The organism is Nostoc sp. (assembly GCF_036917555.1).
Lineage (GTDB): Bacteria > Cyanobacteriota > Cyanobacteriia > Cyanobacteriales > Nostocaceae > Nostoc.
This window is the reverse complement of sequence record NZ_JBALDD010000080.1, coordinates 46,987-67,668: the sequence shown is the minus strand read 5'-3', so window position 1 is coordinate 67,668 and position 20,682 is coordinate 46,987. Positions and strand designations below refer to the sequence as shown.

Here is a 20,682-nt window from a genome sequence, read left to right as displayed (position 1 = left end):
TGAGGCGATTGCAATTCCTGATGAGTGCTATGTCCCTGATGTCAGCAAAAAAATCAGCGATCGTTTCCCATCCAAAAAGATTTTTAATCACTTTAATTTATCAATATGAATAACAATAATATTTGCTCTTATCAATCAAGTTATCTAAAGTGAGAATAAAGCACATTATCGATGGCTCTTATAAAAGCAAGCCCACCAATAGGAATCAGATTATGAAGGAACTAATGAATCAATCAAATTCTAAAAAATTAACTCGGTGGCTCGTAACAGCAGTATTTCTGGTAGTTGTCGCGGGATTTACTCTGCTTATCCAGCCCAGCGCTAGAGCGCGAACACTAACACGATCCATACCTACAGAATCTGAACTAGCTCCAGTTGAATTACCAATGGAGTCTGTAACAGTACCAGTAATATCTCCGGTTGTATCGCCAATGAAGCCTGTGACAGCACCAGTGATATCTCCGGTTGTATCGCCAATAGTGTCTGTAGCAGAAAACGTTAGACATTTATTACAGACCAATGAATGTGTTGGTTGTAACCTGGCTGGGGCAATGTTAAAAGATGTAAACCTGCAAGCAGCAAACTTGGAAGGTGCTAACTTACAAAATGCAGACTTAGAAAGGGCTAACTTGCAGCAAACAAACTTACAAGGGGCTAACTTTCAAGGAGCAGATTTAGGCAAGGTAAACCTTTGGGGAGCAAACCTGGTGGGAGCAAACCTATTTGATGCAGACCTAGAGAAAGCCAACCTCTTGGGAGCAAATCTGCAAACCGCTAACTTACAAAACGCAGACTTGGAAAAGACAAATTTGACAAATGCAAACATCCAGGGAGCTAACCTGATGGGCGTTGATTTGGAAGATGCTATCAGACCGGAAGGATTCGCTATTCAGTAACATCTTTTGTAGGGGCGCAAGGCCTTGCGTCCCTAAGTGGAATGCCCCAGATTCTGAGTCTGTGACTTAAGAGAAAGATGATTTTAACACCGTAAGCCGTCGCACCAATCAAAAATTAACAAACGCTTGTGATCTCAAAACTGTAGATAGCTGACCACAAGCGTTTTTGGTAGGTAATGCTGTGCAACACTTTTGCGCTGTCGGGGCTATTACTTTTGGTATTAACCACTCTCTACGCGCTTATTAACGTATTATTAAGTGTATAAACATTGGCAAATAATCCTGGTCGAAACGGATGATTGCAGGCTGGTTGATTATAGCCAAAGAGTACAAAGTACACAACTAAATTTGAGTTTGGCAATACTATGATAGGTACACAAGAACAGAAATATCTCTACCGTTTCAGCAAAGCACAGTTATTCTTTGAAAGCGTTGGTAATCAAGAGAAACTAGAAATGCTTGCAATTCCCGGTGGCATTTTTCAAATGGGATCTCCAGAAATAGAAATGGGGAGGGATGAGCATGAAAGTCCAAGGCACTTAGTAAAGGTAGCGCCTTTCTTCATGAGTAAGTATCCAATCACCCAGTTACAGTGGCGGCTCGTAGCAGCCCTACCCCAAATTAACCGCCCACTTGACCCTGAACCATCCGATTTTTTAGGAGACAACAGACCAGTGGAACGTGTCTGTTGGAATGATGCGGTAGAATTTTGTGCTCGGTTAGCCAAACAAACCGGACGAAATTACCGACTACCCAGCGAAGCTGAATGGGAATATGCTTGTCGCGCCGGAACCACGACTCCTTTTCATTTTGGTGAGACTATAGTTACTGAATTAGCGAACTATAATGGACGCTTCACCTATGGTTCTGCCCCTAAAATTATATTGAGTCCTGAAACAGCAAGTTTTGAGACTTTTGCAAATGGCAATGACTCTGGACGTGGGGATAAAGATGACTCTGGAGGTAAGGATAAAGATGACTCTGGAAGTAAGCCTAACAATCCCAGTCAAAATCACACGGGGGAAAATATATCTTCCTTTCTGCAGAAACACCAAGGCGAATATCGTAAACAGACTACTCCAGTAGGAATTTTTCAGGTTACTAATGCCTTTGGCTTATGTGACTTACATGGTAATGTCAGGGAATGGTGCGCTGACCAGTGGCATGATAACTACGAGCAAGCGCCGTCAGACGGAAGTGTATGGCTGTCTAATGATGAGAATCCATTCCGAGTGACGCGTGGGGGTTCGTGGAGTGACTACTCAGAGCTATGTAGGGCAGCAAGCCGCGCCAAGAGTGGATTGTACGACATAAGCTACTACATCGGCTTCCGAGTTGTGTTTACCTAAGCGTAAGTCTGTCAAGCTAGAGCCACTAGATAGAAATATATTGGCGTTGCTGAATAATAGGATGATTGAGGCGGAGGCACAGACGCAAAGACGCGGTGATTATTTATTGATGTAAATTCTCAAATCATCCCGCAATTATGCAACGCCAAATTATTAATAGACTTAGAAAGTCAGTGTGAAAAATGAAAGGTTTGCAGGGGAGCATCCCAATTTTGCACAAATAAATGCCGAACGACTATAAGTCGTGCGCCACATGATTGACTGCACCAAGCCGCAGGGTGAGGCGCTCCCGCAGGGTACGGCCGTTCGCCCCCATCCGTGTATTTCATTTGCCAGAGAAATGCTATAAGTGCTTCATAACTATGCATAATATATTAAATAACTGATTAGTGATGGATAGACAGCTAAACCCGTCTTATGAGTATCAAGTTGGTGGTACTTTACCAAGCGATGCACCAACATATGTGCAACGGCAAGCTGACCAAGACCTGTATGAAAGCCTAAAAGCAGGGCACTTCTGCTATGTCCTCAACAGTCGGCAGATGGGGAAATCAAGTTTGCGGGTGCAGACTATGCAACGTTTACAGAAAGAAGGAATTGCTTGCGCTGCTATTGATATCAGTGTTATTGATGCAACACAAGAGCAATGGTATGCTGGCATAATAGACAGTATTACTAATAGCTTGGAATTATACAGTTTTGATATAAATACTTGGTGGGAAAGCAATAGATTTTTACCATATGTTCAAATATTCAAAAAATTTATCCAAGAAGTATTACTAAAACTAGTTGAGACAAAAATTGTTATTTTTATTGATGAAATTGACAGTATTTTAAGCATAAAATTTAATACTGATGATTTCTTTGCAGTCATCCGAGAATGTTATAACAGCCGTGCAGACGAGCCAGCATATCAACGCCTTACTTTTGCACTTTTGGGTGTGTCTACTCCTTCAGACTTAATTGAAGATAAGCAACGGACACCGTTTAATATTGGTCGAGCCATTGATATAACAGGATTTCGGCTGGAAGAAGCACAGTTACTAGCAAAAGGGCTAGCTGCAATAGGTAATTTACAAGACTTGATGCAAGCAATACTAGATTGGACTGGAGGACAGCCGTTTCTAACTCAGAAAGTTTGTAACCTGGTGGCACAATCTGCAAAGGAAATCAAAGCGGAAAATCGGAATATAGCAGAAGACACAGAAGCACTAAATCCTGATTTTAAATCTACAATATATAAACCGCAAGATTTTGTTGCTCATGTTGTACAAACTCATATTATTAAGAATTGGGAAATGCAAGATGAGCCAGAGCATTTGAGAACAGTACAACAAAGACTGTTGCAAAGTAGCGAACAACGTACTGGAAGATTGCTAGCTTTGTGCCAACAGATTTTACAACAGAAAGAGATAGAAGCTGATGATAGCCCTGAACAAACTGAACTGCGGCTGACAGGAGTAGCAGTTAAACGCGATGGTAAGCTCCGAATTTACAACCGTATCTATGAGCAAGTATTTTCCCTAAATTGGTGCGAACGGGAATTAGTGAAACTACGCCCTTATGCTAATGCATTGAGTCAGTGGCTCACTTCTGGATGTCAAGATGAGTCGCGTCTGTTACGAGGACAAGCCTTGCAAGATTCACAAGCTTGGGCGGTGGGAAAAAGCTTGAGTGATTTAGATCATCAGTTTTTAGCCGCCAGCCAAGAGCTAGACAAGCAAGAAGTGAAGAAACGTTTAGATGTAGAAGAAAAAGCAAGGCTTTTATTGGAGCGAGCCAACAATGTTTTGATAGAAGCAAATCAAAAAGCTAATCGGCTGATACGTATAGGTACTGTAATCTTTGGGCTAACTCTTGCAGGTTCTGTAGTACTGGGAATAGTTACCTTACGGGGTATAGCAAAAGGTGATATTAATTCTCTTGTTTATGCTTCAGATGTTGCATTGTTGAGTTTAGATTCAGAGGGAGCTTTGAAAACAAGTTTAGAAGCTGTTGTGCAAATGCAACGTACACTGTGGGTAGATGCCGATACCCGCAGGGAAGTAGAACTAACATTACTGCACACAATTCACAACGTCGTGGTGCCAAGTACGTTAGGAGGACATGCCAAGGGAGTTAATAGCGTCAGTTTCAGCCCAAACGGTAAGATACTGGCATCTGCAAGTTCTGATAGAACTGTGAGACTGTGGGACATTGCCACTGGCAAAGAAATTAAAACTCTCACTGGACATACAAAGAGAGTTAATAGCGTCAGCTTCAGCCCAAACAGTAAGATTTTGGCATCTGCAAGTAGTGACAACACTGTAAAACTGTGGGACATTTCCACTGGCAAAGAAATCAAAACTCTCACTAGCCATACAGACGCAGTTGACAGCATTAGCTTCAGCCCGGATAGCAAGATACTAGCATCTGCAAGTAGTGACAACACTGTAAAACTGTGGGACACTACCACTGGCAAAGAAATCAAAACTCTTACTGGGCAGACAAATTCAGTTATTGGTATTAGTTTTAGCCCGAATGGCAAGACACTAGCAACTGCAAGTTCTGATAGAACTGTGAAACTATGGGATATTACTACTGGTAAAGAAATCAAAACTTTTGAAGGACATACAGACGGGGTCAATAACGTCAGTTTCAGCCCAAATGGTAAGATACTGGCATCTGCAAGTTCTGATAGAACTGTGAAACTATGGGATATTACTACTGGTAAAGAAATCAAAAATTTTGAAGGACATACAGACGGGGTTAATGACATCAGTTTCAGCCCAAATGGTAAGATACTGGCATCTGCAAGTTCTGATAGAACTGTGAAACTATGGGATATTACTACTAATAAATTACTCAAAACTTTTCAAGGGCATACAAACGGGGTTAATGACATCAGTTTCAGCCCAAATGGTAAGATACTGGCATCTGCAAGTTCTGATAGAACTGTGAAATTGTGGGACACTGCCACTGGCAAAGAAATTAAAATCCTCAGTGGACATACAGACGTAGTTCAAGACGTTAGCTTCAGCCTAGATGGCAAGATGTTGGCATCTGCAAGTCGTGACACCACGCTGAAACTGTGGGATACCACCACTGGTAAGTTACTCAAAACTTTTATGGGACATACAAAATGGGTTTTTGGTGTCTGTTTCAGCCCAGACGGCAAGATACTGGCATCTGCTAGTTATGACACCACGCTGAAACTGTGGGATATTACTACTGGCAAGTTACTTACAACTCTTAAAGGGCATACAAAGCCTGTTAATAAAGTTAGCTTTAGCCCAAACGGCAAGCTACTGGCATCTGCTAGTGCTGACAGAACTGTAAAACTGTGGGATACTACTACTGGTAAGTTACTCAAAACTCTTACTGGGCACACCCTTGAAGTTTGGGGAGTTGGCTTCAGTCCGAATGGTAAAGTACTGGCATCTGCCAGTGCTGACAGAACTGTGAAACTGTGGGATACTACCACTGGTAAAGAAATCAAAACTCTTACTGGGCATAGAAATGAGGTTAATAATGTCAGTTTCAGCCCGAATGGTAAGGTACTGGCATCTGCAAGTTCTGACAATACAGTGAAACTGTGGGACACTACCACTGGTAAGTTACTCAAAACTCTTAAAGGACATACAGAATGGGTTAGTCGTGTTAGTTTCAGACCAGATGGTAAGGTACTGGCATCTGCAAGTGGTGACAATACAGTGAAACTGTGGGATATTACCACTGGTAAGTTACTCAAAACTCTCACTGGACACACAAACTCGGTTCATAGCATCAGCTTTAGCCCGGATGGTAAGGTATTGGCCTCTGCAAGTGCTGATAATACCGTGAGACTGTGGAGGTGGGATTTTAATTATTTACTGAACGAAGGGTGCAATTTTATCAGCGAATATTTTAAAACTAATCCTCCTGATGATCAGAGTGACATGCATATATGTGACGGTTTAAAGAGAAACTCTGACTAAGTGTTACTTACCTTAAAATACATATTTTTATGCGCTAAACAGTACTAACAGAATTTTATAAATAACGAGATTTAAACTGCTTAAATTTTCTTATTTTCAAAGACTTTTAGGAATATTTTGTAGTAGAAATTTTATAGTCATACTAGATAGTGAACATACTACGAATCAGTACATTCGTTGATTGAATTTTTAAATGTCAAAAAAAAATATAGTAAAATTTAAAATTAATCTATTAGCGTATCTAATTAATCCATGATTCCTAGTGAGAGTAATGTGAAGGGCGTGATATACAAAGTCGAATGTTGGAAGTCTAATCTCTCTTTTGTCACTTTTGGCAGAGAATAATCTGTAACTCTTGCCCAGACAGCATTTTGCCTATAGAGCTTTGTTTTGAGGTTTCTATTAGTTTGCGATCGCTAATCTTCTCACTAAATCTAGGTTTCATCATTTAGGCTCAATTTTTATTTCCCCAGAGTGACAAAAGAGGGATTAGGCTTGCTTTTAGGGAAAACAAAGCATCGCTTTAGTTATTTTGGGTTGAATTAAAAAAATATTTTTAGTCATTTAATTCCATCAATTCTTTTGTTTTCAAATCAGCAGCTACAGGTTGAGAACATGCAATCTGAGGAGAGATAGAGCAAATCGCCTCTGTGGTTGTTTCAAAACAATTTGATAACCCAATTGTTTTTAACAATCCTGTGCGTTCTAGCAGTTGTTGGACTTCGGGTTGTAAACCTGTGAGAATTAATCGGCAATTGTGCCGTTCTAAGTCGTGATAAATATCCTCTAAGGCTACTAACCCAGTTGTGTCCATATTTGGCACAAACCGCAACCGCAGAATTAAATACTTTACTTCCGGTTCATCGCGGAGGAAGGTAGCAAATCGTTCAGCAGCACCAAAAAATACGGGGCCATCTACCCGATAAACGGCAATTTCCTTACCTAATTCTAGAGGAGTACCAGAGGGAAATACTTCAGTTTCAGGTATTTTAACTAAGCTTAAATCGCTCATCCGTTTAATAAATAAGGCTCCGGCTGCAATCAATCCCACTTCGACAGCGAGAACTAAGTCAAACAAGATTGTCACTAGCCAGGTGAGAATCATCACAGCAAAGTCTGAGTAGGTAGCACGCATCAATAAACCAATGGCTTCCCACTCAATCATCCGCAAGCTAACCACCATCAGAATCCCAGCAAGTGCTGCTAAAGGTATCTGTGCTGCCAGGGGTGCTAAAGTTAAAATGATGATGGCTAAAGCAAGACCGTGAATTACTCCAGATAGTCGGGTTTTACCGCCAGAACGGACATTCACAGCAGTCCGAGCGATCGCACCTGTGGCGGGGATGCCACCAAAAAATGGCACAATCATATTAGCCAAACCTTGACCAATTAATTCGCGATCGCTATTATGTTTCTCGCTGACTGTCATGCCATCAGCCACTACCGCCGATAGCAAAGATTCAATACTTCCCAATGCAGCTAAAGCCAAAGCTGGGTTAATTAGTTCTCGAATCACACTAAAATCATTCCAGTGGGGAATACCTTGAGGCATCGGTAAAGATTGAGGAATCGTGCCAATTGTTGGTACATTTAGATGGAAAGCAGAAGCGATCGCTGTTGCTAACACCAGTCCCACTAAAGAACCTGGTATTGTCGTATTAATTCTGGGCCATAAAACATTGGTTGCAATCACCACAACTGCCAAGGCAACTGCTGCCCAATTTAGAGCTTCTACATGAGTTAGACTTTGCCACAGCCCCGGCAAAAAATGTTCGCTACGTGGTAATTTTAAACCAAAGAAATTATTTAACTGACCACAAAAAATAATCACGGCAATACCATTAGTAAAACCTGCCGTCACTGGATAGGGAATAAACTTCACTAGTTGTCCAAGTTTGGCAACCCCTAAGGCAATTTGGATAATCCCAGCCATCACCCCAGCAATCCAAACTTTCTCAAGGCCGTACTTGGCGACAATTCCCACCAAAACCACAGCCATTGCACCTGTTGGCCCTGTAATCTGTACTGACGAACCACCAAAAATTGCGGCGACAATTCCCGCCACAATCGCGGTGTAAAGTCCCGCCTTTGGTTCTACACCACTGGCCACCGCAAAGGCTAAAGCTAAAGGCAATGCTACCACTGCTGCTGTTAGTCCTCCCGTCAAATCGCCACGCAGTCCACCAAACAAGCTACCCAGACGCAAAAGCTGTGGTTCTTTGAGGATATTAGATGTTGCCATATCGTCATTTTCAACTCTTATACACAATTTGCTGAAGCACACACAAATGTTATTCCATCTTTTCGGTAGATTTCATCAGAGTTGTCGAAAATTCCCTGATTGCGTATGGGTTTTGGTTCAAGTTCGCCTATTTGTTGATTAATGAAAGCGCAAGTTTGCTTGACATAATGGATATAATGTGTACTGTATGGTGTGCGATCGCTAACTTTGTTCTTTGGGATTTATAATAACAACGGTTGTAGCATTGCCAACAGCAGGAATTATGAACAATGAACATTGCCGTAAAGCTTTAAGTCTTTTTTCAAAATGAATTCATACACTGAAACAGAATTCTTTGTTGGTGCTATTCCGTACCAAATGTATGTTCAATATTACCGGCCGAGTCAAGACCAAAATTTAGTTCCGATTGTGCTTTTACATGGCGCCTTTCATACAGGTACTTGCTTTGTCAAAACACCCGATAATCGTCAAGGTTGGGCAGCATATCTGGCAGAACTTGGCCGGGAAACCTATATTGTTGACTGGCCAGGGCATGGTCGGTCGGGCTGTGTGCCAGACTTCGCTGTGATGTCATATCAACGGGTAATCAATGCTACAGTCGCGCTACTCCAACGGATTGGCCCGGCTGTGATTCTTACCCACAGTATGTCTGGTATCGTTGGTTGGCAGACGGCACAAACTCATCCCAAACTTGTTAAAGCTATTATAGGCATTGCACCAAGTTTACCAGCCAATCTATCACCAGTTATCACAAAAAACTCTTCTTTGGCTTTTCCCGAAGATCGTCCACGTATCCTGTCACGTGAAGATACTAAAAAGTACTTCACCAACTCAGATACTTTTCCGCAAGAGGCATTTGAGAATTACTTTTGCAGTTTGATTGCTGAGAGTGCGCGGATGAGCAATGAACTCAGAAATGTTGAAGGACGAGGGCTTTATATTGGCGACCCTCAGATACTATATGGTATTCCCATCTGTGTTATTACGGGCGACCAAGACCCGCGCCATCCTCGTGAGACAGATGCAAAAACTGCAAAATACTTCCGGGGTGATTTTATTTGGCTTCCTGAAGTTGGCCTCTCTGGTCACGGTCATCTGCCAATGCTTGAACACGGTAACTTAGCGATTGCTGACCTGTTTATCAATTGGCTGCATAGCAAAGGTCTATAGTTGAAGGCTTCAAAAACAAAAACCAGTGACACAAAACTCTAAAACAGGCGCAGCATTTATTGCAGGCGGAACTATAACAGGTGTTAGTGTTTCTGCAACGGTAGGTGGCATGGGACTAGCAGGCGGATTTGGTGCAGTCGGTATTGGTTGTAACTCCTGTAGTCGGTGCTGGCGCTGTAGCTGGTGCTGCTACTTATGGTGGTTTTAAAGCTATAGCAGAGGGAGATGCTGCTGCGATCGCTACAATGGGAATTGGTGCAGTCAGTGGTGCTGGTGTTTATAGCGTCGTCGGTGGTATGGGTTTAGTTGCACCGAAAGTAGGGCTGGCATTTGGGATTGGTGCAGTACCGATGGCAGGAATTGGTGCAGTAGTTGGACTCGCCGCCTGTGGTATTGCCAAACTGTTAGACGAATCAGGAATTAGCGAAACTCCAGCACAGCTTTTTGAGCGGATGGAAGAGAAAGTTTTGCAGATGAGCTACTATTGCGAAGCAGTGATGGAATTAGAAGCATTTTTATCTGGTGACGATCTCAACCAAAAATTTGCTGTTTTGGAAATCGAGGATGAGTTACAAGCGCTTAAGGCTAAATTCAAGAAAAAATCAGAATTTGTTACGCTTAAACCTTCTACTCCCAATATTGAACCAGAAAAAATATCTCTGACAACCCAGCTACCTGAAACTTGGAGATGTGTACGCACACTCAAGGGACACTTAGCGGCAGTTAATGCGATCGCAATCAGTCCTGATGGTACTACCTTAATCAGTGGCAGTGATGACAGACAAGTTAATTTGTGGAACTTGAAAACCGGAAAATGGCTTTACACATTCTTTGGACAAGCAGAAGCAGTTTTATCTGTTGCTATCAGCCCTGATGGACAGCAGATTACAAGTGGTAGTGTTAATGTCTACGACGGGCTACGCCTACGCAAAATTAGCAGTTGGCAGATGGACACAAAAAAATTTCTTCACACATTATTTTATTTAAACTCTAGTTATAGTCATAATGGTTTTGTTAACTCAGTAGCCTACAGTTCTGATGGAGCAATTCTTGCTAGTGGTGCTGCCGATAAAACGATTATAATTTGGGGACGCTACACGGGAACAGTAAAACGCACTTTGAATGGACACTCAGATGCAATTTTGTCTGTCACCATCAGTCTTGATGGTAAAACCCTTGCAAGTGGTAGTGCCGATAAAACTATTCGGCTTTGGGATACCAAAACTTGGGAACAACGCTACATTCTCACTGAACATTTGGGTGCAGTTAATACAGTTGCTATCAGTCTTAACAGTCAAACTCTTATTAGTGGTAGCACAGACACCACAATTAAACTTTGGAATCTCCCAACTGGAGAATTACTTTCCACTTTAACTGGCCACACAAGGGCAGTTTTGTCTGTTGCCATCAGTCCCGATGGAAAAACCCTCGCCAGTGCCAGCAGAGAGAGTACAATCAAACTTTGGAACCTCCACACTGGGGAATTACTACAAAATCTTTCTGGATGTAATCCCGTTGCTTTCAGTCCTGATGGCAAGACGTTGGTAAGCGGCGGTAATGGCGGAAGCATCAAGATTTGGAGTCAATTTACTTTCGACTCTGGATTATCTGGGGAATGGTGGGAAGTCTTGGGCTTAAATCAGAGCGATCGCCCCAATGTTGTTAAACTTGCCTACCACCGATTAGCCAGATTGTATCATCCTGATGTAAATAGTTCTACAATTGCAAAAGCCTCAATGCAAGCAATCAAGCTTATAAAGAATTCCAGCAGGTAACATAATGTTAGCAATTTATCGATGCTAATCAAAATATGAATAATATTTGAGGAAATAGTGTTATGTTTCAACATTTAGTAAAAGCGATAACTTTTGAATAATTTGTCGAATGGAAACTGGAGAACAGCAGATATGAATTATATAAAGAAGTAATAGTTGAAATGCAGCCGACAGGGGAACATGAGTTAGTCAGAGCATTTCTGATTATAGAACTCAATTTTGAGATTCAGAGGTTTAACCTAGCTTCTTCGATTCCTGCTCAAGTATTAATCAAATCTGTTGATAAAAAATCTGGTTATATTCCAGATTTGCTGGTATTAAATATCCCTAACTTAATGAACCACTTTGGAAAAAATCATCAACAGTTACTCAAGCTGCATCAATTCCATTAGTAGTAGAAGTTGTGAGTACCAATTGGCGAGATAATTACTTTCTCAAATTTGGTGAGTATGTTCGCGTAGCGTCTCGTTGGCGCAGCCTCTCGTAGAGAAGAGAGGAAATTATAATTTCAGAATATTGGATTGTTGACTATGCTGCTCTTGGTGGAAAACGGTTTATTGGCAATCCAAAACAACCGACAATATCAGTTTACAGATTAGTGGAAGGCGAGTACCAAGTAACTCAGTTTTATGGTAATGACCAAATTCAATCACCAACTTTAATAGAGCTAAATCTAACTGCTGAACAAGTGTTTAAGGCTGCTTTGGGAGAACAGTAATGAACATCATGCTAATACTCAGTACTTATGTATTTAGTATATCTCTATGCCTTATGGGCGGTATTTCGACTCAGTACTCTTGATTATTTTTGACGTACTCCGATAAATATTCCATATCATCTGTCAGCAGGGTAAGATATTTAAACCTTGAGAAGTATTGACATCTTAAAAATTTTGATAATTCATCTTGCATATTTTGAAAAAACGTTATAAATTATTAGATAATAGGGGAATAATCTGACTTATTAGTGTCAAAAACTAATCCTGCTCAAGTAAATACACTGCAACCAGTTTTAACTTCACACAAACCCTAAACAGCACTGAGGATATGTTTTTGTTTGGTAAAGCAAAGATTCTGGACAGACAACAAAACAATAAATAATCTAAAAATATATCTTATATGACTGTTTTTAGGAATTATGTTACTACTTGCAGTGGAGAGCAACAACTATAATTCACCAAAATAGTAATAGCTTACAAGCAATTAACTAACAATAAAGTTGTATAAATATCAGCAAATTTATTCCTTGTTAGTTGATTATTTTTTTGCAAAATTATCTTTGCTATTTAAAGAATCGTTTTTGTTATGCTGAGAATAGCAAAAATAATAAATTAAGACACATCTACCACAAATTCACAATCTTTATGGAGTTATTCTGGCAATGCACCTAAACGAATTGGAAACTACTGAGAATTTAAAAGAAGTGGAAGAAGCATGGCTAACACTAGAAAAATCAATTCTCTATTATCAAGGTCGCCCTGTTGGGACAGTAGCCGCTTATGATGCCTCTGTAGAAGCGCTCAATTACGATCAGTGCTTTGTGCGTGATTTTGTTTCTTCTGCTCTAATTTTTCTGATTAAAGGTAGAACCGATATTGTTCGTAATTTCTTAGAAGAAACCTTAAAGTTACAGCCTAAAGAAAAGGCATTAGAGGCCTATAAGCCAGGACGAGGATTAATACCAGCTAGCTTTAAAGTGGTATCAGACAATGGGCAAGAATATTTAGAAGCAGACTTTGGTGAACATGCGATCGCTAGAGTGACACCTGTAGATTCTTGCCTATGGTGGATTATTTTATTGCGTGCTTATGTAGTCGCTACAGAAGATTTTTCTCTCGCCTATCAACCTGAATTCCAAAATGGTATCAGGTTAATCATGGATATCTGCTTGGCGAATCGTTTTGATATGTACCCAACACTGTTGGTTCCAGATGGCGCTTGTATGATTGACCGTCGTATGGGCATTTATGGGCATCCTCTAGAATTACAAGTCCTCTTTTACACGGCATTGCGTGCATCTCGTGAACTGCTAATTTGCCAAGGTAATTCTGATATTGTTGAAGCCATTGATAACCGATTGCCTCTTTTATGTGCTCATATTCGCCAGCATTATTGGATAGATATTAATCGTCTGAATACAATTTATCGCTTCAAAAGTGAAGAATATGGCAAGGCTGCTGTTAATCTGTTCAACATATATATAGATTCTGTTCCTTATTATGAATTGGATAAGTGGCTACCAAAAAAAGGTGGTTATCTAGCAGGTAATGTTGGCCCGTCACAGCTAGATACTCGCTTCTTTTCACTCGGAAATTTAATGGCAATAATTTCAGACTTAGCCACCGAAGAACAGTCACAAGCTATTATGACTCTGATTGAGGAACGATGGGATGATTTGGTGGGAGATATGCCAATGAAAATTTGTTTCCCAGCTTTAGAACATGAAGAATACAGAATTGTGACTGGATGTGACCCCAAAAATATACCTTGGTCGTATCATAATGCTGGTAGTTGGCCAGTTTTAATGTGGATGTTGGCAGCGGCGGCTGTGAAAACTAATAGAACAAGTCTTGCACAAAAGGCGATTGAAACTGCCCAAGGACGCCTTAGTACAGATGAATGGCCAGAGTATTACGATGGGAAAAAAGGGCGACTGATTGGGAAACAAGCGAGGAAATATCAAACTTGGACAATCACTGGGTTCTTATTAGCAAAAGAACTGATGGCAAACCACACTTATTTACCATTAATTAGCTTTGGAAAATTACCAGCAGAACAGGTTTCTAGAGCATGTGAGTTCGAAATTGCCAGTGTAGACCCGTACATGTCTTGATAGGGTAAAGCGATCTCAAGGCTTACGTCTTTAATCATTCAAAAGCCCCCTGTAACTACAAGGGGGCTTTTACTGAATGTTTCCTGAGACGAAATTATTAAACAATACCTATTTTTACTTTTGTAGTCATGGCTTTCGACCTGTTACCTTAACCGCAAACCGAACAAAAGTGGTGCTGCGCTTTATCTTGTTCAAATCCTCTAATTTTTCAACGATTATTTGTGCGTGCTGCCTATCAATATAGGGATAACCCGCGTGTTCTTGGAAGATTTTGTTCAGTTGCTTTTTTGGATTTTGTACACCTTCTGGATTTTTCTTGTCCTTGACTTGAACCTGATGAGTTGGTCTTGAGAGAACAGCAGATATAGCACAAGCATCAGCGAGTAGCCATGCTTCTAAGTCTTCCTCAATACCAAACTAAGTGTACGTCTAGCGATGTCACTCCAGCTTGAACAAGGGATTCCATAATTGCGTCACAATCCTCTTTCTGGCAAGGGCGTTGTTTTTTCTCACGCCAAGGTAGATAGAGATCCCAAACAATAATAATGCGATCGCACCTTTCATTTAGCAACAAAGCAGCAACTTGACCACGTTTAGACAGTAAATTGGGCTTATTGTCAAGGGTAACACTGGAAATTTCGATGTCTGGTTGGAGCCTTCGCACTAGATTGCCTATAAAAACAGTTAAAGGAGTAAAATTGACAGTTCTACTGTCTTGCACAGCCTTGAAATTTTTTAATCGAAAGGATTCGAGCATGATTGTTTAATTAAAATTATTCTTGTTAAGATTTATTGATATATTGTCAAAAATCCCTGTTATTGGCATTCTATACTCCTGAAATGATTTTCCTTGACGGGAGTTAGGAAGTGGTAAGTGACGAGTCAGAGTGTGGAAAGCGAAGAAGAATAAGAAAATAAAAACTCTTCTATGCTCAGGGGCATCCTTCCCATTTTGGTACAATCCCAAATCTCAAATGTTTACATGACTAACCCCCGTCAACTAGCTTTTATCGCCCTGCGAGATGTTCATAAGGGGGCTTATGCTGATGTTGCCCTAGATAGAGTACTGCAAAAATTTAATTTGCCTGATTGCGATCGCCGCTTAGTGACAGAATTGGTTTATGGGAGCGTCAGAAGGCAACGCACTCTTGATACTCTCATCGATCAACTCGCTAAAAAGAAATCTCATCAACAACCACAAGACCTCCGCACCATCTTACATCTGGGCTTCTACCAACTGCGTTATCAAGAGCGTATTCCCACCTCAGCTGCTGTTAATACCACAGTCCAACTCGCTAAAGAAAACGGTTTTTTTGGACTCACGGGTTTTGTTAACGGTCTATTACGACAATACATCCGCCTTGCAGAGAAGATAAAGGGTGATCCGTTACAACTTCCAGAATCACCGGATCTGGAAAACCTCACTTCCATTCCTCTCTCCCCTAAAAGGGGAGAGGCTTTGAATTCTCCCCCAACCCTACAAGGGTTGGGGGCTGAGGGGTTAGGTTTCGCGTTAACTTTTCCAAATGATGTGAAAAGTCAGGTGGAACGCTTGGGCATTTTACACAGTTTTCCTGACTGGATTGTTCAAGTTTGGTTAGAACAACTGGGTTTGACTGAAACAGAACAACTGTGTGAATGGATGAACCAATCACCAACAATTGACTTACGCATCAACCCACTTCGCACTTCCATTGAAGAAGTTGAGGCGGCTTTGCAATCTGTTGGTGTTTTAGTGAGACGGATTCCTGATTTACCCCAAGCTTTACGATTTATTGGTAATACTGGGTCAATTCAAAAACTACCGGGTTTTAAAGAAGGTTGGTGGACTGTACAAGATAGCAGCGCTCAATTGGTAGGTCATTTGCTCGACCCCCAACCAGGTGAGGTGGTAATTGATGCCTGTGCTGCACCAGGGGGGAAAACAACCCACATCGCTGAGTTAATGGCAGATCAAGGTAAAATTTGGGCTTGCGATCGCACTCCTTCTCGTCTTCGCAAACTCCAAGAAAATTCTCAACGGCTGAATTTACAATCTATTCAAATTTGCACTGGTGACAGCCGCCACCTCAACCAATTTCAAAACACTGCAGACCGGGTATTACTTGATGCTCCATGTTCTGGTTTGGGAACCATGCACCGTCATGCTGATGCGCGTTGGCGACAGACACCAGAATCTGTCCGAGAACTTTCGCTATTGCAACAAGAATTATTAACACATACATCAACTTTTGTCAAACCTGGTGGTGTACTAGTTTATGCCACCTGTACATTGCATCCCGCAGAAAATGAAGAAGTAATTTCGGCGTTTTTAGCTGATTCACCTCAGTGGCAAATTGAGTCTCCCAGTGACGTTGAGTTACCTGATTTTACTGATAGTACACCTCAAGGTTGGTTTAAACTTTGGCCCCATCGACAGGACATAGATGGTTTTTTTATGGTGCGCTTAAGAAAAAACAATAATTCCCAGTGAATACTGTTTGGGATTGTACGATTTGGTAGAGGCCTGAATCTACCAGAGGAGGCAGCAATGGTTCCCCCTGACAATGTGAAAAATTTAGTTAAAATCCTGATTGGAGCAGCCTGGATCGATGGCAGAATCCAGCCAGAAGAACGGCAATATCTCCGCGAAATAGCTCAAGCTAAAGGTTTAGCTAACGACCCAGAAATTAAGCCTTGGCTGTACGAATTAGTTCCTGTACAGCCAAAAGAATGCTACGACTGGGTGCGGGAGTATTTAGGCGATCGCCCCAGTCTTGAAGATTGTGAAAATCTGATTGAAGCCATCAGTGGCCTAATTTATAGCGATGGTGAAGTTGCGGTCGAAGAAGCCAGACTCCTGACGCAATTGCAGGATATAGCGAAGCCGAATGAGTCAACTCAATCAGCTCCTACTGCGCTTCTCAAACAAATTCAAAAGCTTTACCGTCGTTGGGTTGAAGTCCAAAACTAACATGGAGTTATAAGTTGATCCAAGAGGAGGCGGTGAATTATCTCACCGCCTTTTTGTGTCTCTTTATCCCCATACTCCGCGATAAATCGCGTCTCTACATGAGGGTTTTGGGGTTATCGGGACTTAAACATTTTTGAAGCATAAACAAGCCTCAAATCCATACAAGGCAAGGAAAATACACCAAATGCTCAAGAATGCTTGAAACCCAGATATATCAAGAAACTAGGCAAAACGATGTCAAAGTCTCTCTGCATATAGATTTAAGGCTTTTTTATAGCTATTTTTTGTCTAAGTCCCATTAGGGACTTCCAGAAAATAAAATATACAGATAGTAAAAATGATAATCATTGTTAGGGGGGCGTGGGAGAGGCTGCCAACGGCAGCCTCTCCCACGCCAATTTTAATCTCTGGGATGTTGTAAAGACAAAAAGTAAGAAAGGTAGGAAAGGTACGATGTCTTACTATTTCTGTTGATTTCACTATTTACAGTTGTTAGCCTGTTATTAAATGTCTGTTAACTGATATTTAGGATTGCTGGATATGAGGTAAATAAAGCCTCTTTTTATTTCGCGTATTTAATTTAAAGCTTCTAATAATATCTGTAAAATTACTGGACAAAATCTCTGACAGTATTGTATTCTCCGTTTGTCCTCTTAGACCAACAGTATGAAATCATCCTATTATTCTTGCTTTTCAAAGTTCAATATATTGATGACTCTTTGCACATTTGGTGTATCAGTATTCAGTATTCCTGCGTTAGCATCTCCCGATGATGTTTGCATGAAAACATCATCAGGTCAAGTTGTCTGTGGAAAACCTGTACAAAGCCCAAATTCAAGTTCCCAGAAACCTGATAGTGATGAGACGATACAAACTGAAACAGTTGGTTCTTTAATCGTGGAACTAAAATTCTGTGCAAGAAAAATGAAGACAGTTAGTTGCACCTTTTCTCTGAGTAGTACTGTAGATGTAGAAGGGGTTGGTTTTAGTACGAAGAATTCTAGAATGGTAGACCCGGAAGGTACTGAATATCGCCCTAGTAAACTTCAAATCGGAAAGAATATTGCTGGAAGTAATGGCTTTACAAGAGTAAATATGGTGAAAGACATAAAGTATAAGGGTATTGTTGATATTGCAGAAGTACCCACTTCAACTCCTTATATCAGTTTATTAGAAATAGTGCTTGATTATACCATTAATGGCGCTCATTTTAACTTTCGGAATGTTCCTATTATTAATCCTGACGGTTCATCTGCTCCCGTTCCTGATACGCCAAAACCTCGCGTTTCACAACCATCATCAAATAATAATCCTGTTTCTATACCCAAAGTTTGCTTACCTATTGTAGGTTGCTTGCATCAGTGATGGGCTAAAATAAAGCGCATTTAACTTTGTTAAAAATTGACACTATTTGTTGATTTATCGTCGCTGAAATTTTTTGGCTCGTATGGTGGTTAGCTGCTTATGAGTGGATGTCGGGAAATAGAAGTTTCTACTAAAACTGAATTAACCTGCTCAAAAGCCCGTTGACGCCCCAATGCCAAACACTCACCAATGCGATTTAACAACTGCTGATATGAATCATCATTAACCGTTAAATCACTCATAACTCTAACCCCAACGAGAGCCAACTGCGTCTGAAATCTCTAAACAGTTGTAATAATGTAATTATCTATTTATGTAAATACAAATAGAATAAATTACTTTATTACATTAGCTTTTTAGCTCCTCCTCAACTGGAGAATTATTGTAATGAATGGCGTGAGAAAATTTGCTATTATAGCTGTTCTGTCTGGGCTTACAGCTTTAAACGTAATACCCTATAAAACTTTTGCTTACGATATACCACTAAAAAAACAAACAATCAAAGAAAATAGTTTTCAGTTCGACCATAAAACAGCACAAGTTAACCCGCAATCAGTAGCCAATTACCCATGCGACAACTTTTCAATTAACGCGGAGGATAAGATTTCTCCTGATGTTCCCAAAACAGAAGAAGAAAAAAAGCAGTTTGAGCTTGCCAATCCACCTAACCCTGGCTTAGTTACCTATAACTATTTATATAGGTCGGGTGATGTTCCAGACGCTGCCCGGCTTGCGCGTGTTTACGGTGTAAAGCCAGAAGATTGGAATGAACACCGCACACCAGGTTTTATAGTGAACGGACGTAAAGTCTATTTACGCTGGTTCCGTAATCAATACAGCGTGGTTGATTACGAGTATAAATTCGTAGCAGAATGCTATCAGAAGCCAGAGAAACCCAAAAATAAAAATGAACTCACTTTAACCAAAGCTACAACAACTGATGCTCAAAGTGTGACCGTAGACTATACCATTGAAATATCTGATCAAGAGGAAGCCAGCCAGCCTATTCATTTTGAGATTTATCGCTCACCCGTTGAGGATGCCGCTCCTGCAACACAAAAAATTGGGGAACAAGACATTTCCGATCCAACTTTATTAAGTTCAGGTAAGCATAACGTCAAGTTGATTTCTGGAACAGACCTAAAACCAAATACAGCTTTTCCTTACGTTGTTGTTGTCGCAACTTACAACGGTAAGAAAAGTACAACTTATTTTCAGAAGTGGATGCTTGGAGCTATATCGCATGGGTTTAATCGTTATGATTACATAGCTCCTACCTGGCTTGCGAGATATGCGGCTGGGAAAGTTAGCGATCATTTTGTGATCCCGGATTGGGAAATCCTTATGGCTGAGAAGCTAAAGAGTATAGACAAATATGATGATGTTATCGAGTTTAACTGGACTAGCACTTCCGGAACATCTAAACCGGGACTAGCAACAGAAGCTGGCACTAAACTTCGAGAAAAAATCTTAGATTGGATATCAATTCATCGTAAACAGCATACTGGGGATGTAGTTGATATTCATTTAATTGGCCACAGCCGAGGAACTGTTGTAGTTACCCAAGCATTAGTCGATTTAGTAACACAACTACGTGAGATTCATCTCGGTAGCTATATACAACTTACCCTTCTCGATCCCCACCCAGCAAACAATAAGCTTGAGCAAGCAACTTATGATTTGGGAAATAATCCAAATAACATGAAATCTTTGTGGGATAATATAAGTTCTGGTTCTCCACTTAGAGCTTGGATATCTTTTCCTAATCCTTTTATTCCTACAATCGTGGAGTTTCAGGAGTACGTGAATGAATCTAAAATGGCAACCATAAATTTCCAGAATGCGGCCGATGATCCTGCTGTAGAGATACCTTCGGGAGTAAAAAAGATTGATATATGGTATCAGAAGACTCTTGCAGATAATTTGGTCGAATCCCCAGATGAAGAATGGATGATAAATCTCTGGGGACTAAAGGACAATGCTATTCATAACAATAGTGGTGTGCCAATAGAATTAGGTAAAAATCTTTTTGATCTAACTACTGGAGCTAACGTGAAACCTGCTATTGGTCATAATGAAGTTCCAGATGTTTATGAAAAGCAAGTTGTTGAAACAGGGAATTTAAATCGCAGTGAATAGATATT

At 40.7% G+C, this 20,682-nt stretch carries 16 protein-coding genes and 1 pseudogene; 12 read left to right on the top strand and 5 right to left on the bottom strand.

The genetic code is table 11. The annotated features are described in order from the left end of the window. Positions 1-229 precede the first annotated feature (229 nt). Complete coding sequence (locus V7K60_RS31220) at positions 230-520, bottom strand: hypothetical protein (RefSeq protein WP_334931641.1); 291 nt, start codon at positions 518-520, stop codon at positions 230-232. On the opposite strand from V7K60_RS31220, the gene V7K60_RS31215 reads away from it, so the two are divergent. From V7K60_RS31215 to V7K60_RS31205, 3 genes are all read left to right on the top strand, one after another. After that, positions 432-896, top strand: coding sequence for a pentapeptide repeat-containing protein (locus tag V7K60_RS31215; RefSeq protein ID WP_334931635.1), 465 nt, complete (start codon positions 432-434; stop codon positions 894-896). The genes V7K60_RS31220 and V7K60_RS31215 overlap by 89 nt on opposite strands. Positions 897-1,261: 365 nt before the next feature. After that, entirely contained in the window at positions 1,262-2,245 is a 984-nt protein-coding gene (locus tag V7K60_RS31210) for a formylglycine-generating enzyme family protein (RefSeq protein ID WP_334931540.1), read from the top strand. A 392-nt stretch (positions 2,246-2,637) separates the two neighbouring features. Beyond that, positions 2,638-6,201, top strand: coding sequence for an AAA-like domain-containing protein (locus V7K60_RS31205; protein WP_334931538.1), 3,564 nt, complete (start codon positions 2,638-2,640; stop codon positions 6,199-6,201). A gap of 325 nt (positions 6,202-6,526) precedes the next feature. On the opposite strand, the gene V7K60_RS31200 is transcribed toward V7K60_RS31205, so the two are convergent. Together V7K60_RS31200 and V7K60_RS31195 are read right to left on the bottom strand one after the other, a co-directional pair. Further along, the gene (locus tag V7K60_RS31200) at positions 6,527-6,649 is read right to left on the bottom strand and encodes a hypothetical protein (protein ID WP_334931536.1); all 123 of its coding nucleotides are present in this window, start codon (positions 6,647-6,649) and stop codon (positions 6,527-6,529) included. 108 nt (positions 6,650-6,757) lie between these two features. Beyond that, positions 6,758-8,443, bottom strand: a complete 1,686-nt coding sequence (locus tag V7K60_RS31195) for a SulP family inorganic anion transporter (RefSeq protein WP_334931534.1) — start codon at positions 8,441-8,443, stop codon at positions 6,758-6,760. A 306-nt stretch (positions 8,444-8,749) separates the two neighbouring features. Here V7K60_RS31195 and V7K60_RS31190 point away from each other — a divergent pair, with 306 nt between their 5' ends. The 5 genes and pseudogenes from V7K60_RS31190 (at position 8,750) to V7K60_RS31170 (ending at position 14,220) form a co-directional block, all read left to right on the top strand. After that, positions 8,750-9,613: an alpha/beta fold hydrolase gene (locus V7K60_RS31190; RefSeq protein ID WP_334931532.1), complete on the top strand. Its 864-nt coding sequence runs from the start codon at positions 8,750-8,752 to the stop codon at positions 9,611-9,613. A gap of 25 nt (positions 9,614-9,638) precedes the next feature. Continuing rightward, positions 9,639-9,821, top strand: coding sequence for a hypothetical protein (locus V7K60_RS31185; RefSeq protein ID WP_334931530.1), 183 nt, complete (start codon positions 9,639-9,641; stop codon positions 9,819-9,821). Further along, positions 9,757-11,388 carry a hypothetical protein gene (locus V7K60_RS31180; protein ID WP_334931528.1) on the top strand — a complete coding sequence of 544 codons (1,632 nt, stop codon included), beginning with the start codon at positions 9,757-9,759 and terminating at the stop codon, positions 11,386-11,388. Before V7K60_RS31185 ends, V7K60_RS31180 begins: the two co-directional genes overlap by 65 nt. Positions 11,389-11,504: 116 nt before the next feature. Next, positions 11,505-12,106, top strand: a pseudogene (locus tag V7K60_RS31175) (Uma2 family endonuclease). Positions 12,107-12,768: 662 nt separating this feature from the next. Continuing rightward, on the top strand, positions 12,769-14,220 hold the full coding sequence (locus tag V7K60_RS31170) for a glycoside hydrolase 100 family protein (protein ID WP_334931526.1): 1,452 nt from the start codon (positions 12,769-12,771) through the stop codon (positions 14,218-14,220). Between the two features lie 406 nt (positions 14,221-14,626). Here V7K60_RS31170 and V7K60_RS31165 read toward each other — a convergent pair whose 3' ends face one another. After that, complete coding sequence (locus V7K60_RS31165; protein WP_334931524.1) at positions 14,627-14,977, bottom strand: hypothetical protein; 351 nt, start codon at positions 14,975-14,977, stop codon at positions 14,627-14,629. A 225-nt stretch (positions 14,978-15,202) separates the two neighbouring features. Between V7K60_RS31165 and V7K60_RS31160 the strand changes: the two genes are divergently transcribed. The 3 genes from V7K60_RS31160 to V7K60_RS31150 all read left to right on the top strand — a co-directional run bounded on the left by V7K60_RS31160 (position 15,203) and on the right by V7K60_RS31150 (position 18,538). Beyond that, positions 15,203-16,693: a 16S rRNA (cytosine(967)-C(5))-methyltransferase gene (locus V7K60_RS31160; RefSeq protein WP_334931522.1), complete on the top strand. Its 1,491-nt coding sequence runs from the start codon at positions 15,203-15,205 to the stop codon at positions 16,691-16,693. A 57-nt stretch (positions 16,694-16,750) separates the two neighbouring features. Beyond that, a complete protein-coding gene (locus tag V7K60_RS31155; RefSeq protein ID WP_334931520.1) occupies positions 16,751-17,173 on the top strand; it encodes a tellurite resistance TerB family protein in 423 nt (140 codons plus the stop codon). 711 nt (positions 17,174-17,884) lie between these two features. Beyond that, the gene (locus V7K60_RS31150) at positions 17,885-18,538 is read left to right on the top strand and encodes a hypothetical protein (protein ID WP_334931518.1); all 654 of its coding nucleotides are present in this window, start codon (positions 17,885-17,887) and stop codon (positions 18,536-18,538) included. An 89-nt stretch (positions 18,539-18,627) separates the two neighbouring features. On the opposite strand, the gene V7K60_RS31145 is transcribed toward V7K60_RS31150, so the two are convergent. Continuing rightward, a complete protein-coding gene (locus V7K60_RS31145; RefSeq protein ID WP_334931517.1) occupies positions 18,628-18,780 on the bottom strand; it encodes a hypothetical protein in 153 nt (50 codons plus the stop codon). 145 nt (positions 18,781-18,925) lie between these two features. Here V7K60_RS31145 and V7K60_RS31140 point away from each other — a divergent pair, with 145 nt between their 5' ends. Further along, positions 18,926-20,677, top strand: a complete 1,752-nt coding sequence (locus tag V7K60_RS31140) for a hypothetical protein (RefSeq protein WP_334931515.1) — start codon at positions 18,926-18,928, stop codon at positions 20,675-20,677. Positions 20,678-20,682: the final 5 nt, after the last annotated feature.

Bases quoted from the DNA above. Each gene is read 5' to 3' on its own strand.
- V7K60_RS31205 (WP_334931538.1), top strand. From the start codon at position 2,638: ATGGATAGACAGCTAAACCCGTCTTATGAGTATCAAGTTGGTGGTACT.
- V7K60_RS31210 (WP_334931540.1), top strand. From the start codon at position 1,262: ATGATAGGTACACAAGAACAGAAATATCTCTACCGTTTCAGCAAAGCA.
- V7K60_RS31200 (WP_334931536.1), bottom strand. From the start codon at position 6,649: ATGATGAAACCTAGATTTAGTGAGAAGATTAGCGATCGCAAACTAATA.
- V7K60_RS31165 (WP_334931524.1), bottom strand. From the start codon at position 14,977: ATGCTCGAATCCTTTCGATTAAAAAATTTCAAGGCTGTGCAAGACAGT.
- V7K60_RS31140 (WP_334931515.1), top strand. From the start codon at position 18,926: ATGAATGGCGTGAGAAAATTTGCTATTATAGCTGTTCTGTCTGGGCTT.
- V7K60_RS31145 (WP_334931517.1), bottom strand. From the start codon at position 18,780: ATGAGTGATTTAACGGTTAATGATGATTCATATCAGCAGTTGTTAAAT.
- V7K60_RS31160 (WP_334931522.1), top strand. From the start codon at position 15,203: ATGACTAACCCCCGTCAACTAGCTTTTATCGCCCTGCGAGATGTTCAT.
- V7K60_RS31215 (WP_334931635.1), top strand. From the start codon at position 432: ATGAAGCCTGTGACAGCACCAGTGATATCTCCGGTTGTATCGCCAATA.
- V7K60_RS31150 (WP_334931518.1), top strand. From the start codon at position 17,885: ATGACTCTTTGCACATTTGGTGTATCAGTATTCAGTATTCCTGCGTTA.
- V7K60_RS31190 (WP_334931532.1), top strand. From the start codon at position 8,750: ATGAATTCATACACTGAAACAGAATTCTTTGTTGGTGCTATTCCGTAC.
- V7K60_RS31170 (WP_334931526.1), top strand. From the start codon at position 12,769: ATGCACCTAAACGAATTGGAAACTACTGAGAATTTAAAAGAAGTGGAA.
- V7K60_RS31195 (WP_334931534.1), bottom strand. From the start codon at position 8,443: ATGGCAACATCTAATATCCTCAAAGAACCACAGCTTTTGCGTCTGGGT.
- V7K60_RS31155 (WP_334931520.1), top strand. From the start codon at position 16,751: ATGGTTCCCCCTGACAATGTGAAAAATTTAGTTAAAATCCTGATTGGA.